This is a genomic window from Bacillus sp. GW823-FHT06A11 (genome assembly GCF_058795355.1).
In genome coordinates this window covers 621539-638980 of the sequence record NZ_JBXAHS010000002.1, presented here as the reverse complement: position 1 = coordinate 638980, position 17442 = coordinate 621539, and the positions used below count along the sequence as shown (strand labels likewise).

Here is a 17442-nt window from a genome sequence, read left to right as displayed (position 1 = left end):
ACCTACTTTGCATAATAAATCAATTGTTGCGATGACTCATCAATCATCACTTGTTGATTATATGCTAAATAGTCCAATTGTCCAACCGTTTCTGAAATAGTAAGTGGTAATTGTTCTTTATATAATACCGGAAATAGTTTTACACATACTTCAAATGCTGTCATTGGTTTTTCCTTTAATAACTCAAGTACTTTAAAAGCACGTGTTTCTTGCTTTTGTAATCTCGTTTCAATAAGTTGTTTCACATTTAGAACATCTTCCCCATGCCCTGATAAAATGCGTGAAATATTCATTTCGCTTAAACGCTGTAATGTTTGATTATATTGTAGTAATGGGCGTGCCCGTTCTGTTTGCCCTTCATATGGTGGTTCTAGTATTGGATTCGAAGAAATATGACTAATGAGAGCATCTCCACCAATTAATATTCCATCAGATTCTCTATATAAAGAAATATGAGTAGAAGCATGACCTGGTGTTTCAAGCACTGTAAATCCAGGCAAAGAATTAATACGATCTCCTTCTCTCACAGTATGCGTTAACGATCTATTACAAGAATATTTAAGTGTCCTCGTCGTCAATAACGAATCGTCTTTCAAAAATGCTGCTGGCACACCAAACTGTAAGGCCGTCTCTCTAAAAAATTCATGATACCGCTTTAAAAACTCTGGATTTTGTGTGATCCAAGGCTCATTCCAAGGATGTCCAATAATATTCGTCTTCTCAGAAAATATATTTAAAAGTCCACAATGATCTGCATGATGATGCGTAATGACTACTGTTTCAATATCTTCTATCGTATGTCCTAATGTACCTAATTGACTTTCTAACGCATTTCTTGCCTCTTCTGTATTCGTCCCTGTATCAATTAATGTTAATGTCTCCCCCTCAACTAAAAACACATTCACAGTTTCCACTGCAAATGGTACAGGAATCTCCATTCGGTGAATCGCCGTCATGCTTAGCCCCCCTGTCTCTTTCCGGTTCAAAAATGAATACTTCTTCAGTTTACAACTTCTATATATATTTGTCATTATTTTCAGATAAAAAGAGGTGTTTCCTATAAAAAAACGAATGTATGTACATTTATAAGAATTTCTAACCAAAATTAAAGGAGGAACATCATGTCTATTCAAAACATTTCCTTTCTCGGTGCAGGCTCTATTGCTGAAGCTATTATTGGTGGCTTGTTACATGCAAATGTTGTTAAATGTGAACAAATTACTGTAAGTAATCGTTCTAACGAGACAAGATTACAAGAGCTACATAAAAAATACGGTGTCAAAGGTACTCATAATAAAAAAGAATTACTTACTGATGCAAATATTCTTTTTCTAGCAATGAAACCAAAGGATGTTGCAGAGGCGCTTATCCCTTTTAAAGAATACATAAATAATAACGTGCTTATTATTTCATTACTAGCAGGTGTTTCTACTCACTCAATTAGAAAACTACTTCAAAAAGACGTTCCAATTATTCGTGCAATGCCAAATACATCCGCAGCCATTTTAAAATCAGCTACCGCTATCTCCCCTTCGAAACATGCAACAGCGGAACATATTCGCACTGCAACATCTTTATTTGAAACGATTGGTCTCGTCTCTGTTGTAGAGGAAGAAGATATGCATGCTGTCACTGCATTATCCGGAAGTGGACCTGCTTATATTTATTACGTAGTGGAAGCTATGGAAGAAGCTGCAAAAAAAATTGGTTTAAAAGAAGATGTTGCAAAATCACTTATTCTTCAAACGATGATTGGTGCTGCTGAAATGCTAAAAGCAAGCGAAAAACACCCTTCTGTTTTGCGAAAGGAAATTACTTCGCCTGGCGGAACGACCGAGGCAGGCATTGAAGTATTACAAGAACATAAATTTCAACAAGCACTTATTTCTTGTATTACACAGGCAACGGAACGATCACATAATCTTGGAAAAACATTAGAACAACTAACAAAAGAAAAATAAAAAAAGGAGCTCAAGTTTATTTGAGCTCCTTTTTCTATAATTACACTTAGTTATTGTTCTTCCCAAAAATCTCTTCTTGCAGGCGACGACCAGTCGGCGTTGCTGCAAGTCCACCTTCAGCTGTTTCACGAAGTGCTACTGGCATCGTTTGTCCGATTCTAAACATTGCCTCAATTACTTCATCACATGGAATTGTACTCGTTACACCAGCTAATGCTAAATCTGCTGAAATCATCGCATTTGCAGCTCCTGCTGCATTACGTTTTACACAAGGTACTTCTACAAGTCCTGCAACAGGATCACATACTAAACCAAGCATATTCTTTAATGAAATCGCCATCGCTGTAGCTGCTTGATCTTGCGTTCCACCAGCCATCTCAACTGCAGCTGCTGCTGCCATTCCACTTGCTGAACCTACTTCAGCTTGGCAACCTCCTGCCGCGCCGGAAATACAAGCATTATTCGCAACAACCATACCGAAAGCTCCTGCTGTAAATAAAAATTCAATCATCTCTTCGCGTGTCGGTTTTAATTTTTCTTGCAGTGCAAACAGTACACCTGGCACTGTTCCAGCAGACCCTGCTGTTGGTGTTGCACAAATAATTCCCATCGCCGCGTTTACTTCATTTGTTGCAACAGCTTTACTCACCGCGTCCAAAATCGTATCTCCAGATAAGCCTTTTCCGCTATTCATATACGCCTGAACTTTTACAGCATCTCCGCCAGTTAAACCAGTTGGTGATTTCACTCCGCGAATACCACGTTCTACTGCTTGCTCCATTACGACTAAGTTCTTTTCCATACCAGCAATTACTTCTTCACGTGAAATACTTCTTGTTTCCATTTCACATTGAATCATAATTTCTGCGATTTTTACATTTTGTTCTTTAGCTTGCGCCACTAGTTCCGCTGCGTTCCGAAACATGGTGTGTCCCCCCTGCAATTATTCCATAATAGTTACTTGACAAATATTTTGTTGCGCGTTTATTTCTTCAATCACTTCATCTGCTAATAATTCATCTGTTTCGATGACCATAAGCGCTCTTCTTCCTTTTTCTTTACGAGAAACACTCATTGTACTAATGTTAATTTCATGTTTCGCAAGGATTGAAGCTACTGCTGCAATAGCACCGAAGCGATCGTTATTTACAATAAGTAGTGCTGGACTTGTGCCTGATAATTGAAGATCGAATCCGTTTAATTCTACAACTTCAATTTTACCGCCACCAATTGAGCAAGCAACAACTTCAATTTCTTCTTCACCTTTATACAAACGAATTTTCGCTGTATTTGGGTGAGGTGCATTGGCATCTTCTTCAATGAATTCCACTTCAATTCCGCGCTCTTTTGCTATTTCTAGCGCCTCTGGAATACGTAAGTCATCTGTTTCAAATCCTAATATTCCACCGATTAGTGCTACATCCGTACCATGCCCTCGATACGTCTTTGCAAATGATCCATATAACGAAATGCTTACTCTTTCTGGTTCATGACGAAACAGCTGGCGAGCAACTTGCCCCATTCTTGCCGCGCCTGCTGTATGTGAACTTGATGGTCCAATCATAACTGGACCGATAATATCAAATACTGAGCGATACTTCATCATAACTCCCCCTAAACCTCTATGCAAAAATTTATTCTACTATTCTATTAACCTGCTACATCTGTCGCTTTTCCAGTTGTACCACGAATTTGTTCTGCTGTATGAATTGGATAATTTTTAAATAAAAGTAATCCAATATAACCTGAAATAATACCAGTTATAATAATACATAAGAATCTTAGCATTATTTTCATTAAAAAATGATATAAGATAATCCACAATAAAGTCTGGTAGCAATCCAAAGTTTAACACAGAAGCCATTGCAAGGATAGCATAAACAAGCGATATCTTTCCTATTATAATTCTCATGTTACTCTCTCATGGTTTAGTCAACTTCACTTGTTACGATAATAACTAAAAAGCATGTGACTTATCATAAATTATAATCTGCCCTCATTATAGCTTGTTTTTTATAAAACGCTTACTTTTGTTGAATTTTAAAAGTTCTGAATAAAAGTCCATTCCTGCTATTTGTATCACTTGTATGTCATCTGACTTATATAACAGTTTTTCTAAATAATCATTATTTCGTATTTTTATCGTATATATTCAAACCATTCTAATTTTCTGTATCATCCAAGTATAAGTATAAAATAATAACAGTTTTATTTTTAAATTTTTTTAGACATAAAAAAATGGTAACCCACCGTTACCATTTTTTACAAAATTATTATTTTTCTACTGGGAATGATTTCAAATCTGTCGCTATTTCTGTATTAGAAAACAACTCTCTTGCCTCTTTCAATAATTCCTTATATGTATCTCCTTGATAGCGAGAACTAATGTGAGTTAAGATTAATCGCTTCGCATTTGCCTGAAGTGCAATGCTCGCAGCTTGCTTAGATGTGGAATGAAAATAATCATGCGCTTGTTGCTCATCTTCTGCTGCGAAAGTCGCTTCATGGACAAGTACATCTGCATCTTGCGCAAGCTCCCTACTTGCTTCGCAATATCGCGTATCACCTAAGATAGTAATAATTCTTCCTTTTTGAGGTGGGCCGATAAACTCATTTCCATTTAATATCGTGCCATCCTCTAATTCAACTACTTCTCCATCCTTTAAACGTTTAAAGATTGGACCTGGTTTCACACCCATCTCAAGCAACTTATCAACTAAAAGAGCACCTTGTATATCTTTCTCTACAATACGATATCCAAAACATTCTATACCGTGTGACAATCTTTTCGTTTCTACATAAAATTCATTATCTTCAAATACGGTACCTTCTTCTGTTATCTCCACAACTTCAAGTGGATATTTCACATGTGTCGTACTTACCGATAATGCCACTTCAATAAATTGTTTAATTCCTTTCGGTCCATACACCGTTAAAGGCGTAGTTCCTCCTTGAAATGAACGGCTACCTAATAAACCAGGCAATCCAAAAATATGATCGCCATGTAAATGCGTAATAAATATTTTTTCAATGCGGCGCGGACGTACAGATGTATGTAATATTTGATGTTGCGTGGCCTCGCCACAATCAAATAACCAAGTTTGTCCTCGTTCTTCTAACAATTGTAAAGCAATTGCTGAAACGTTCCTTCCTTTTGAAGGAACACCTGCACCAGTTCCTAAAAATACAAATTCCACTTTCTTTCCTCCAGCTCTAAATATACTCTATCTCTCATCTTACGGAATGTTATTTCAAATGGCAAATTGAATTTACATAACCAATCATCTAGACAACTATATAACACGAACGTTATACTTAAAAAATTTAGCAATCGTTCGTGTTTTGTGTTAAAATGATTATACTACATTTTAAGGGAGCGTTTTATTATGAAAGAAGTATTTCGTTTACAAACTGATTTTTCATCTTCATTTGATCGCTGGGTAAGTTCTTTCGTGTCTGATCACCCAGCACAATTAGAATGGACAACTTTAAAGGAATTAATCCATGAATATACAACATCACATACAAATGATACGTTACCAGCATATATTTCTTCAGCTTTAACATATTACGCCCAACGCGTTTCAACTACAAACAGTTCAGAGATTGTTATTTTTGAAAACCCTACAATCTCGTAATCTATAATAAAAAAGCACTGGTTACAGTGCTTTTTTATTTATACTTATTTAGCAAATGATTATATTCCGTCCACAAGTCTGTATACATACTTTGATCAAACTCATCTAAAATTATCTTTTCACTTGATTTATTGAATAATTCTTTTGCTTGTAGCGCAAAAGAAACAATTTGTTTTCTATATTCATTTTCATTTACTTCTATATGAAGCCCTTCATAGTATATAGCCTTTTGATCAGTAGAAATAACTTTGACAAAATCCTTTAAAACCACATTTTCACCTATATGGTTTATAGTCCAATGAATTAAAATTGGGCATCCTAACATGAGCATAGTGCCACATCCGTGCAAAATAAGCCCCTCTTCATTTTCAATATCACAAATATATTCTTTATCTAAAGTTCGTAACAGAGCTAGAGCTGATTCACTTATTCCCCATTCCTCATCCATACCTGTTTGTGTAATAATCGTTCCATCCACATTTAAATAAATTTCCCCGTGAGAACATAAATCTTCCTGCTCATTAAACAACCACTTTTGATTCTCAATATTTATAATAAAATTTTGTGGTACCATTACAAATTCCCCTTTTATAAAAATATTTATTTTCCACATTATTTATAATTAATATCATGTATTTCATCCCATATATCTATTATAAATCCATTTAATATTTTAAAAACACAGATAAAAAAGATATTGACACTACGATTTTACAGTGCTAACATTCAACATGTAATTGAATATGGTCTCTGTTAGGTGAGGCTCCTGTATAGAGAAACGCTGCTGCCCAAAAATGTCGAGAGACGCCAATGGGTCAACAGGAAAGGTCGGAATGAAGGCCTTTTTTAACGTAGCTGGTTTCAGTACCTATGCTATACAGTGCTAAAACTCAACGAGGGAGAGGTGCATGTATTTTGTCATACACAAAAACTGTTTTTATTTATGTCTACTAGCAGTCTTTGTTGTGGACTCTTTTAACTGCGAATTCAGACCTTTACTCGTTTTGAGTAAAGGTCTTTTTACGTCTATATGCACCTTACTATGAAACAAACATAGCATATTCAGAAACTACTAAATTGTACGGAGGTGAGGAACAGTTGGCAATTGATGATTCGGCCCAGATACCCATACGTTTTACATTCATATTTCATCATGTAGGTAGGAAAGAAACTGTTCCTCACCATTTCAAATAGTTAGTTAGGTAACAGATTGTTTCCTCCTTCATGACAGAGGAGGAACTACCGATGTTTAATTTACAAAGACAAGAAACAAAGCATGCTTATGAGCAAGATAGCATGAAAACAAATAACGAATTATTAGTGGAGGTTGCAACACAAGATGTAATCTCTGCGTTAAAACTTCTAGAAACAACACAAGATGGATTATCTAAACAAGAAGTGGCTCGTAGACTTTCTTTTTACGGTCCGAACGAAATAGCTCATAATAAAATGGCGCCGTGGTACATTCAATTTCTGCTGGCATTTAAAAATCCATTTATTTTCGTTTTATTAGCTCTTGGAGCACTCTCCTTTTTCACAGATGACATACAAGGAACAATTGTCGTATCTGCAATGGTACTACTTAGTGCAACGATTCGGTTTTCCCAAGAATTTCGTTCTCAAAAAGCTGCCGATAAGTTAAAGGCTATGGTTCGAACAACTGCGAGCGTATTTAGAATAAATGGATTTGTACATGAAACAAAAAATGTAACGAATTTAAATCGAAATTACACAACAGAAATTCCAATTGAAGAGCTTGTACCTGGCGATATTATTTCCCTTTCAGCTGGTGATATCGTTCCAGCTGATGTGCGTGTTGTATCCGCTAAAGATTTATTTGTTAATCAATCTTCTTTGACAGGGGAAGCACTTCCTATAGAAAAATACGAACACTGCTACCATACAGAAAATAAGCATATCTTACCGAAAAACATGAAAAAAAATTACAATCCACTCGATATGGAAAACCTTTGCTTCATGGGAACAAATATTGTAAGTGGTAGCGCAAAAGCTGTTGTCATCTCAACAAGTACCGATACGTATTTCGGCTCTTTAGCAAATAAGGTAATCGGAAAGCGTGTAGAAACAAGCTTTGATAAAGGTGTAAACAAAGTAAGCTGGCTCTTAATTACATTCATGCTTATTATGGCGCCTATCGTCCTTCTCATTAACGGATTCACAAAGGGAGATTGGCAAGAAGCTTTCTTCTTCGCTATTGCCGTTGCTGTTGGTCTTACACCTGAAATGTTACCAATGATTGTAACTGCTAATTTAGCTAAAGGTGCCGTTAACATGTCTAAACAAAAAGTAATTGTAAAACAGCTAAATTCTATTCAAAACTTAGGTGCTATGAACATTCTTTGTACAGATAAAACCGGAACTTTAACAGAAGATAAAGTTGTCCTTGTTCGTCACTTAGATTCTAGTGGAAATAAATGCAATCGTGTCTTGCAATTTGCCTATTTAAATAGTTTCTATCAAACTGGATTGAAAAACTTAATAGATAAAGCTGTTATTAAGCATACAGAGGAAAACAATACATTTGACCCATCAGCTTTTCAAAAGCTAGATGAAATTCCATTCGATTTCGCCCGCCGGCGTATGTCAGTCATCGTAAAAGATATTTCAGGTGAACATACAATGGTTTGTAAAGGTGCCGTAGAAGAAATTTTATCAATTTGCAACTACACTGAAGTGGATAAAAAAATCGTTACACTCACTGAGGAAATACGCTCAAATGTCAAAAAACTAAGCGAGACATTGAATAGTGAAGGTATGCGGGTTATTGCTGTGGCTTATAAAAAAGATAGAAACATAAATGATAAAGAGTACGCAGTAAAAGACGAAACTGATATGATTCTCGCTGGATATATCGGCTTTTTAGATCCACCGAAACCATCTGCAGCAGCTGCAATTCAAGCATTACAAAAGCATGGTGTACAAGTAAAAATTTTAACTGGCGATAACGAAATTGTTACACGAAAAGTTTGTAAAGAAGTTGGATTAGATATCGGCGAACCAATCCTCGGTTACGAGATTGATTCTTTACCAGATAAAGCATTAGCAAAACTTGCTGAAGAAACGACTGTATTTGCGAAGCTTAATCCAATGCAAAAATCTCGCATTATACACGCATTACAAGGAAACAGACACACTGTAGGTTACATGGGAGACGGCATTAACGATGCTGTAGCATTACGTGAAGCTGATGTCGGAATATCTGTTGATACTGCTACTGATATTGCGAAAGAAGCTTCTGATATTATTCTACTCGAAAAAAGTTTAACTATATTAGAAGCCGGGATTGTAGAAGGACGTACTACATTCGGAAATATTTTAAAATATATTAAGATGACAGCTAGCTCTAACTTCGGTAATGTGTTTAGCGTGTTAGTAGCAAGTGCTTTCATTCCTTTTTTACCGATGCTTGCCATTCATCTTTTAATTCAAAACTTACTTTATGATATTTCACAACTTTCTATTCCATGGGACAAAATGGATAAAGAGTTTCTAGAAAAACCCCGAAAATGGGATACTGCAAACTTACGAAACTTCATTATTTGTATCGGCCCAATTAGTTCCATATTTGATATTATCACATACGTAGTCATGTGGAATGTATTTGGCGCAAATACACCGAGCGAGCAATCATTATTCCAGTCCGGTTGGTTTGTGGTTGGATTGTTAACTCAAACTTTAATTGTTCACATGATACGAACACAGAAGATTCCATTTATTCAAAGCACTGCATCAACACCCGTCGTTTTATTAACCGCTCTTATTATGGCAATAGGGATTTATATTCCATTCTCACCACTTGGTGCAGCCGTTGGTTTACAAGCATTGCCACTTAGCTACTTCCCTTGGTTAGTAGGAATACTATTAGGCTACGCTTTTTTAACACAATTCCTGAAAAAGCTTTATATTAAAAAGTTTCATAGCTGGTTGTAAAAATAAGAATGAGTGGGTATTCCCCGCTCATTCTAAAAGACATAACACATATTTATATATGGAGGTGACCATGATGGTATGGTACGACATTATATTCAGATTAGTTATAGCAATTATTGTAGGAGCTTGCATCGGAATGGAAAGACAATGGAGACATCGAATGGCTGGGTTACGGACAAATGCTCTCGTATCACTTGGTGCCTGTATATTTGTTTTATTATCCGTCATGCTTGATCATGATGCTAGCCCCTCACGCATTGCTGCTCAAGTCGTTAGTGGCATTGGTTTTTTAGGGGGTGGCGTTATTATCCGCGATGGTTTTAGTATTAGAGGGCTAAATACGGCAGCTACTTTATGGTGTGCAGCTGCTGTCGGTACTCTTACAGGCGCCGGTTTCCTCGTTGCAGCTATATTAGGTGCAGCCGGCGTGTTACTAGCAAATATACTTCTTCGCCCAATTGCTCTTTTTATGAATAAAAAATCAAAAGAAGAATCACCTGAACAAACGAACTACTTACTTTCCCTTACTTGTTCAGAAGAAACTGAAGCACATATTCGTTTTTTACTTATGCATATGGTAAGTACAGAAGGGCTCAGTTTAAAAGAGTTGTATAGTGAAGATGTAGATTCTAATCAAAAAGTTTGTATACAGGCTATATTACATTGCAAGACAAATGCAGCTATCTTAATTGAAAAAATAGTAAGTAGAATGCTATTAGAATCTGGCGTTACTGGAGCTGGATGGAAGACTTCTTTAGATTTAGAAGCGAGTTAAATAGGAAAGGTGTCATGATTTTTACTACTTCATGACACCTTCTACATAAATTTATTTTCTAACTTTTGTTGAAACGACTTCTCTTGCTTACGTAGTAGTTGACTACCTCGTTGTAAAAGCAGTGTTCCATACTTATCATTAATTTGATCAATGACAGCAAGTAGCGGTTCTTTTTTTGCATCCTCTTCAAATGAAAACAAATCTAATTGTTTCACCGATTCTGTCTTCCACTCTATTTCAGTAGCTGTAACACCTAGTAAACGAATGGAATCACCATCCCAATGTTGCTTCCATAAACGGGATGCTGCTTGAAAAATATCGCGTTCTTCCCAAATCGCATTTTTCAATTGCTTACTCCGTGTTACTGTTCGTCTATCATGGTATTTAATCATAATTTGAATATTATAGCTGACAAGGGTTCGCTTTTGTAACCTTTTACTCACTGACTTTGATAAACGTTCTAACATATCAAGTAATTCTTTCTCTTCATCCATATCCTTTGAAAAAGTCATCGAGTTACCGACACTTTTATGCTGTCCCATTTGACTCGGATCCACTTCCCTATCATCCATACCTTTTGCACGCCTTTGCAAATCAACAACGTGCTTGCCAATTTTAGCGCGAATGATATGCTCGTCTCCCTTTGCCAACTGTTCAATTGTCTGTATATGAATACCATTTAATTTTTCAGCTGTTTTCTCACCAATTCCATGCATTGCTCCAACTGGACGTGGCCAAATCAGTTCTGGAATATCGCGTTTTCGAAGCACGGTAATACCAAGTGGTTTTTTCATATCTGAAGCGGTCTTTGCTAGGAAAAGATTTGGAGCGATTCCAATACTACACGGAAGCTGCAACTCTGTTAATAGTGCTTGTTGAATCATCTTTGCTATTTCAACAGGAGAACCAAGTGCGTAGCAATCTGTAATATCTAAATATCCTTCATCTATTGAGACTGGTTGTATCTTTTCTGTAAAACGGGAAAGGACTTGAAACATTTGAAATGAAGCTTCGCGATATAATGTGAAATTAGGACGCCTTACAACTAATTGCGGGCATAACCTTTTCGCTTCCCAAAGGGGCATCGTCGTACGTATTCCGTATTCTCTCGCCTCATAACTACATGTTATGATAATTCCTTTTCTCTCTTTTTCATTTCCAGCAACCGCTAATGGCTTTCCTTGTAATGATGGATCATGAGCAATTTCAACAGATGCGAAAAAGCAATTCATATCTACATGTAAAATTACACGACCATTTTTCGGATACATTTCTCGCATAGTACTCACTCCCTAATCAGAACGTTCGTTCTTTTATTATATCAAATTTTGCACAATAGTTATAATAATTACTTGTTCTTTTTTATAATCCATATAAAGAGGATACACATGTGAAAGAGGCTGATTATGGTGAAATTAACTATATGTTCCTTGTAGTTATATTAATCATCATAATTATTTACTCCTTCCAATTTTCAACATGAATACGTTTGAATTTTTCTCTCGTCTAATATTATATACTGCTATGATTTTTCTTGTATTGGCTTATACGCCTTGTAAAAACAATCGAATCAAAATAAAAAGCGTGTAAATCACAATTGATTTACACGCTTTTTCTATTCTATTACTTCGCTACTTCTTCAATAATTGCAACAACTAATTCTGCTGTTTTTGCTAACTCTTCAACAGGAATCTTCTCGTTTGTTGTATGAATTTCTTCATAACCAACTGCCAAGTTAACTGTTGGGATACCGTGTCCTGCAATTACATTTGCATCACTTCCGCCACCACTTTGGTGAAGAGAAGGTGTACGACCAATTTTTTCAGCTGCACGTTTTGCAACTTCTACAACGTGATCGCCATCAGCAAATTTAAATCCTGGGTACATAACGTTTACTTCAACGTCTGCATGACCACCCATTTCTTTTGCAGTTGTTTCAAATGCTTCTTTCATTTTCGCAACTTGTGCTTCCATTTTCTCATTGATTAAAGAACGAGCTTCTGCAAAGATTTGTACATGATCGCAAACGATATTCGTTTGTGTACCACCTTCAAAACGTCCAATGTTTGCAGTCGTTTCAGAGTCAATGCGACCAAGTGGCATCTTCGCAATTGCTTTCGCTGCGATAGTAATTGCAGATACACCTTTCTCCGGTGCTACACCAGCGTGAGCTGTTTTCCCGCGAATAATTGCGTTCACTTTCGCTTGTGTTGGAGCTGCAACAACGATTTCACCAACTTTTCCATCGCTATCTAATGCGTAGCCATACTTCGCTGTAATACGCTCACGATCTAAAGCTTTTGCACCAACAAGACCTGATTCTTCTCCGACTGTAATAATAAATTCAATTTTACCGTGAGAGATATTTTTCTCTTTTAAAACACGGATTGCTTCGAACATTGATGCTAATCCAGCTTTATCATCCGCGCCCAAAATTGTTGTACCATCTGATACGATATATCCATCTTTAATAGAAGGCTTAATTCCATTACCAGGAACTACTGTATCCATATGAGAAGTAAAGTAGATTGTATCAACACCATCTTTTGTTGCTGGTAAAGTACAAATTAAGTTACCTGCACCATGACCAGTTACAGCCATTGTGTCATCTTCAAATACTTCTACACCTAAATCTGTAAATTTCTTCGTTAATACTTTGCAGATTTCTGCTTCAAATTTCGTTTCAGAATCTACTTGTACTAATTCCATAAATTCATTTACTAAACGTTCTTGATTAATCATAAGACTGCGCCTCCTGCACTACCATTATGTATGTAACACTATTAATTATAACAGAATTTCGCAAAAGTTTCGAAATACAAGACAAAAAACAGATGGTTTACATGTCTAGATAACCATCTGCTTTCTATTACTCATTTAACAATACCCAGCGCATATGATCCTCCCACACGCCATTTACCATTAACATCTTCCTAGACACGCCTTCATATTGAAAGCCTATCTTCGTCACTACTTGTATAGATGCTAAATTACGAGGCATAATCGGAGCTTCTATACGATGTAACTGAAATCCCTCAAAAGCAACTTGAATTGCTTTTCTAAGCGCTTCTGTCGTATACCCTTTGTTTAACTCTGCTTTATCTAATTTATAACCGAGTACACAAGATTGATAAATGCCACGAACGATTAAATTAAATGAAATACACCCAATTATTTTCGTATCATCACCCTTTTTAAAAATCCATAGTCTGATGATTTTCCCTTCTTCGAACTCTTTTCTATCCTTTTGCAACTTTTTCTTTTGATAATCTAGCGTAAAAAAATCATCCGGTCTATACTCTTCCCAAGCTTTTAAAAACTCACGATTTCTGTCGTAATATTGAAGAACTGTTTCAGCATACGACTCATCAATTTCCTTTAAATATAAACGATCTGTTTCGTATATTTTCATCATCGTATCTCCATTCTTCAGCTTGCCCAACTAAAAATTAACAATATACCCTTTTACTATATTCTCTACACACACTCAAATTTCCTGTTATATTTTGCAACCCCTTCCCGAATTTTGTCCTTACTCTCCCCTTGTCCATAATTTCATTTCTCGTTACAATGAAATTGTACTGATTTGCAAGGAGGTATAACGATGCATAAAAAAGCTCAAAAAATTATGGTTTATGTGATGCTAATTTCTATGCTTGTAACAACATTACTTGCTGGCGCGAGTATGTTTTGGTAAAAAGGGCGATGTGTTCGTCCTTTTTTTACTTTTTACACATGACAAAATAAACCATCTCGACATCGAGATGGTTTATTTTATATAAAACACAATCGCTACAATACTAAAGGAAAATGACATTACAAGTGCTATTACAAAACTTGTATATTGTTTCTGCTGAAATGCCCCAATAACAAAAGTGAGATTAAGTAATGCCATACATACAATCGCTACAAGATAAGAACATATATTAAAAGTTGCCAATATGAATGTAATAACAAATAGAAATCCCATAAAAAACTGCATATACGAAAGTTTTGGATTCAAGTACATATAAGCAACCCCTTTATCTAATTTTATCTTTCTATACTTTCATTAACGCATGGTTATGTACACATGTCAAGACAACTTATTACAATAGAAAAAGCCAACCTTTTCGTTGGCTTCTTCATATGCAACGGCTCCTTTTTCTTTTGCCAATTGCTGAAATGATTTTTTCGATTTCACAATCCATACTTTGGTTCCAATTGGAATACGATCAAACAAATATTCCACATCGTTTTTCTTCATTCTTATACATCCTTGTGAAATATACTTTCCAATTGAACTCGGTTGGTTTGTTCCATGTATTCCATATTTACTTCCATCAGTTCCTCTTGCATTAAATCCAATCCACCTGGATCCAAGTGGATTTTTTGGCGATCCACCTGGAATATCCTTCGCAATGTAATACGGATCCTTCGCTTTCATTACAACATCAAAAGTTCCTTCTGGAGTTAATTCATTCGTTTTCCCTGTCGCTACTGGAAAAACCTTTTGAATCTTTCCATCGTCAATGTAAGCTAATTTATTCGTTGCTTTATTTACAATAATAAAAGGATCTCCGGCACGTGGATTATCCCCAAGAGGCCAAATCGGTGATAAAGAAAGACATAATATGATAGAGAGAAGATACGGCATAGATAATTCCTACCTTCTATATAAGTTCTTTTATATTATCCTTTCCCTTAAAGCGACTTTTAATGAGTAAATATTGTTCCATTTCATACACAAGTTGAACAAGTTTCGCACGTATCTCAAATTCTTCGCGTGTAGCTGGCAATGGCATGTCTCTAAATAATTCCCTCATTTCTTGAAGCTGCCTTAAGGAAATAACGCCTGTACTCTCAGGGCTAATAGCATTACCAATGTTTTCAACAACATCTGCAATCATGTCAGCTTGTTCATACGTCCACGATAAAGAAGCTGCTAATGGTATCATTCGCTCTAAAATTTCGAATTGTTGCATACGCATATTAAAATAACGATAGTAATAATCATCTTCTCGCATAAATGCATTCTCAAGTTTTTTAAACGATAAATCTCTTGCTTCATTTAACATATTCTCGGTTTCAATGAGTTCTGTTCCACTCCAACTACTTTCTCGATTTCGTAAATACACAACCATTTCAAACAAAATCGTTTTAAAATTACTCTCTATTTTATCCTGATACTCTTTTAGCTTATTTTCACTACTCGGCATATACATATTTACTAATAACGCCACGCTAATTCCTATTGTTAATATAGCAATTTCATTTCCAACTATAAGCCATGTAATTTGCTTCAATGAATATAGATGCATAACAATAACTGAACTCGTGACAATACCTTCTTGAATTTTAAGCATTACTGCAGTCGGAATAAATGTAAGTAACAATATACTAATTGCAAGTGGTGTATAGCCGATCGTTTCAAAAATACAAAACGCGAATACCATTGATAATACACACGCTAGAAAACGATGTAACGACACTTGAAGCGATTTGCGCTTCGTATTTTGTACACATAAAATAACTAAAATACCTGCTGAACTATAAAATTCTAATCCTAATAACTGAGCAATAAAAACTGCCGCGCCTGTCCCTATTGCTGTTTTTACTGTACGGTATCCAATTTTGAACATATCATTGCTCCTATATGTATAAACGTATTTACAGCTAGTATAAAAAAAGGATGACACAATGTCATCCTTTTCTACTTATTATTCACATAACCTTTTCATATTACAATATTTTTTGTAAAAATTGTTGCGCACGTTCACTTTTCGGCGCTGCAAAAAATTCTTCTGGCGCACTATCTTCTACAAGCTTTCCTCCGTCCAAGAAAAGAACACGATCTGCCACTTCTTTTGCAAAGCCCATTTCATGTGTAACGATAGCCATCGTCATTCCTGTCGTAACTAACGATTTCATAACTTCTAACACTTCTTTCACCATCTCTGGATCTAGCGCCGATGTCGGTTCATCAAATAACATAACTTCCGGTTCCATCGCTAACGCTCTTGCAATTGCTACACGTTGCTTTTGTCCTCCCGACAAACGATTCGGATACGTATTTTTTTTATCTACTAATCCAACCTTTTCTAAAAGTTTCTCAGCTTTCTTTTCAGCTTCTTGCTTCGTTACCCCTTTTACATTGATAGGAGCATACGTAATATTTTCTAATACAGTCATATGAGGAAATAAGTGAAAATGCTGAAATACCATACCGACATTTTCACGAACATGCATAACATTCGTTTTCGGATTCGTTACTTCTTCCGTTCCAATCCAAATGTGACCATCCGTTGGTGCTTCTAACATATTCATACAACGTAAAAATGTTGATTTTCCTGATCCAGAAGGTCCTATAATTGCAACTACTTCCCCTTTTTCAATCGTTGTTGTAATTCCTTTTAATACTTCGTTTTTACCAAATGATTTATGAAGGTTTTCAATTTTAATCACTTTTCTTCATTCTCCCTTCAATTGCCTTCCCGACTAATGTAAGAATAATGACTAACATATAATAAATCAGTCCAACAAAAAGTAATGGTTCAAGATATTTAAATGTCTCACCGCCTACGATGTAAGCACGACGCATTAAATCAGTCGCGCCTATTACTGTTACTACAGCTGATTCTTTCGTAAGTGTCGCAAATTCGTTCACAAGCGCTGGTAATATATTTTTTAATGCTTGAGGGAAAATAATATTTCTCATCATTTTTCCGTATGGTATCCCTAAAGCCATTGCTGCTTCTGTTTGTCCTTTATCAACTGCTTGAATACCAGCACGAATTACTTCTGACATGTATGCACCTGAATTCAAGCTAAATGCAAGTACAGCTGCTAAGAATGCTGGTATTTCATAACCAATTATTTGCGGGACACCGAAATAAATAATCATTAATTGCAATACAAGTGGTGTACCACGAAAAATTGATGTATAAAAATCTGCTGCTATATTTAATGCTCGTATTCTAGCAATTTTACAAAGTGCTAATAACGTTCCTAAAATAAATCCTGCTAAAGCTGATACCGCTACAATTTTCAAAGTAACTTCTAAACCTTTTAGTATATATGGTATCGAAGGCGTAATCGCCGAAAAATCTAAGTTCATTCTTTTCATTCCCCTCACAGA

Annotated in this window: 19 protein-coding genes and 1 riboswitch; of the genes, 5 read left to right on the top strand and 14 right to left on the bottom strand. The window is 35.8% G+C overall.

Annotated elements, in window-relative coordinates; genetic code table 11:
- Window positions 1-2: 2 nt before the first annotated feature.
- Window positions 3-956 (bottom strand): MBL fold metallo-hydrolase, encoded by a 954-nt coding sequence (locus AC1Q8L_RS11865; RefSeq protein ID WP_000125133.1) that lies wholly within the window; start codon window positions 954-956, stop codon window positions 3-5.
- A gap of 165 nt (window positions 957-1121) precedes the next feature.
- On the opposite strand from AC1Q8L_RS11865, the gene proI reads away from it, so the two are divergent.
- A complete protein-coding gene (proI, locus tag AC1Q8L_RS11860; RefSeq protein WP_000027243.1) occupies window positions 1122-1961 on the top strand; it encodes a pyrroline-5-carboxylate reductase ProI in 840 nt (279 codons plus the stop codon).
- A 46-nt stretch (window positions 1962-2007) separates the two neighbouring features.
- Here the strand turns inward: proI and sdaAA are convergent, their stop codons facing one another.
- From sdaAA to rnz, 4 genes are all read right to left on the bottom strand, one after another.
- Window positions 2008-2886: an L-serine ammonia-lyase, iron-sulfur-dependent, subunit alpha gene (gene sdaAA / locus AC1Q8L_RS11855; protein ID WP_000489464.1), complete on the bottom strand. Its 879-nt coding sequence runs from the start codon at window positions 2884-2886 to the stop codon at window positions 2008-2010.
- An 18-nt stretch (window positions 2887-2904) separates the two neighbouring features.
- Window positions 2905-3564: an L-serine ammonia-lyase, iron-sulfur-dependent subunit beta gene (gene sdaAB, locus AC1Q8L_RS11850; RefSeq protein WP_000877448.1), complete on the bottom strand. Its 660-nt coding sequence runs from the start codon at window positions 3562-3564 to the stop codon at window positions 2905-2907.
- Window positions 3565-3611: 47 nt separating this feature from the next.
- Window positions 3612-3749 carry a hypothetical protein gene (locus tag AC1Q8L_RS11845; protein ID WP_000943432.1) on the bottom strand — a complete coding sequence of 46 codons (138 nt, stop codon included), beginning with the start codon at window positions 3747-3749 and terminating at the stop codon, window positions 3612-3614.
- 485 nt (window positions 3750-4234) lie between these two features.
- Window positions 4235-5158, bottom strand: coding sequence for a ribonuclease Z (gene rnz / locus AC1Q8L_RS11840; protein ID WP_000397454.1), 924 nt, complete (start codon window positions 5156-5158; stop codon window positions 4235-4237).
- Between the two features lie 189 nt (window positions 5159-5347).
- On the opposite strand from rnz, the gene AC1Q8L_RS11835 reads away from it, so the two are divergent.
- Window positions 5348-5599 (top strand): DUF3932 family protein, encoded by a 252-nt coding sequence (locus AC1Q8L_RS11835; RefSeq protein ID WP_000665709.1) that lies wholly within the window; start codon window positions 5348-5350, stop codon window positions 5597-5599.
- Window positions 5600-5633: 34 nt separating this feature from the next.
- Here AC1Q8L_RS11835 and AC1Q8L_RS11830 read toward each other — a convergent pair whose 3' ends face one another.
- On the bottom strand, window positions 5634-6173 hold the full coding sequence (locus tag AC1Q8L_RS11830; protein WP_000249062.1) for a hypothetical protein: 540 nt from the start codon (window positions 6171-6173) through the stop codon (window positions 5634-5636).
- Window positions 6174-6341: 168 nt separating this feature from the next.
- Window positions 6342-6509: riboswitch (M-box (ykoK) riboswitch) on the top strand.
- A gap of 335 nt (window positions 6510-6844) precedes the next feature.
- Here AC1Q8L_RS11830 and mgtA point away from each other — a divergent pair.
- Window positions 6845-9550 carry a magnesium-translocating P-type ATPase gene (mgtA, locus tag AC1Q8L_RS11825; protein WP_142317964.1) on the top strand — a complete coding sequence of 902 codons (2706 nt, stop codon included), beginning with the start codon at window positions 6845-6847 and terminating at the stop codon, window positions 9548-9550.
- Between the two features lie 73 nt (window positions 9551-9623).
- Window positions 9624-10325: an MgtC/SapB family protein gene (locus AC1Q8L_RS11820; protein WP_000262339.1), complete on the top strand. Its 702-nt coding sequence runs from the start codon at window positions 9624-9626 to the stop codon at window positions 10323-10325.
- 41 nt (window positions 10326-10366) lie between these two features.
- Here the strand turns inward: AC1Q8L_RS11820 and AC1Q8L_RS11815 are convergent, their stop codons facing one another.
- From AC1Q8L_RS11815 to AC1Q8L_RS11805, 3 genes are all read right to left on the bottom strand, one after another.
- Entirely contained in the window at window positions 10367-11605 is a 1239-nt protein-coding gene (locus AC1Q8L_RS11815; protein WP_098311702.1) for a DNA polymerase IV, read from the bottom strand.
- A gap of 343 nt (window positions 11606-11948) precedes the next feature.
- The gene (locus tag AC1Q8L_RS11810) at window positions 11949-13067 is read right to left on the bottom strand and encodes a tripeptidase T (RefSeq protein WP_000609816.1); all 1119 of its coding nucleotides are present in this window, start codon (window positions 13065-13067) and stop codon (window positions 11949-11951) included.
- 127 nt (window positions 13068-13194) lie between these two features.
- Window positions 13195-13740, bottom strand: coding sequence for a GNAT family N-acetyltransferase (locus AC1Q8L_RS11805; protein WP_025118231.1), 546 nt, complete (start codon window positions 13738-13740; stop codon window positions 13195-13197).
- A gap of 189 nt (window positions 13741-13929) precedes the next feature.
- Here AC1Q8L_RS11805 and prli42 point away from each other — a divergent pair, with 189 nt between their 5' ends.
- On the top strand, window positions 13930-14022 hold the full coding sequence (gene prli42, locus AC1Q8L_RS11800) for a stressosome-associated protein Prli42 (RefSeq protein WP_000549037.1): 93 nt from the start codon (window positions 13930-13932) through the stop codon (window positions 14020-14022).
- Between the two features lie 72 nt (window positions 14023-14094).
- Here prli42 and AC1Q8L_RS11795 read toward each other — a convergent pair whose 3' ends face one another.
- From AC1Q8L_RS11795 to AC1Q8L_RS11775, 5 genes are all read right to left on the bottom strand, one after another.
- A complete protein-coding gene (locus AC1Q8L_RS11795; RefSeq protein WP_000281167.1) occupies window positions 14095-14334 on the bottom strand; it encodes a DUF3894 domain-containing protein in 240 nt (79 codons plus the stop codon).
- A gap of 66 nt (window positions 14335-14400) precedes the next feature.
- Window positions 14401-14961, bottom strand: a complete 561-nt coding sequence (locus AC1Q8L_RS11790; protein ID WP_001146564.1) for a L,D-transpeptidase — start codon at window positions 14959-14961, stop codon at window positions 14401-14403.
- 16 nt (window positions 14962-14977) lie between these two features.
- Window positions 14978-15946, bottom strand: a complete 969-nt coding sequence (locus tag AC1Q8L_RS11785; protein ID WP_098311703.1) for an aromatic acid exporter family protein — start codon at window positions 15944-15946, stop codon at window positions 14978-14980.
- Window positions 15947-16046: 100 nt separating this feature from the next.
- A complete protein-coding gene (locus AC1Q8L_RS11780; protein WP_000590203.1) occupies window positions 16047-16769 on the bottom strand; it encodes an amino acid ABC transporter ATP-binding protein in 723 nt (240 codons plus the stop codon).
- The gene (locus tag AC1Q8L_RS11775; RefSeq protein WP_001046915.1) at window positions 16762-17421 is read right to left on the bottom strand and encodes an amino acid ABC transporter permease; all 660 of its coding nucleotides are present in this window, start codon (window positions 17419-17421) and stop codon (window positions 16762-16764) included. Before AC1Q8L_RS11775 ends, AC1Q8L_RS11780 begins: the two co-directional genes overlap by 8 nt.
- Window positions 17422-17442: the final 21 nt, after the last annotated feature.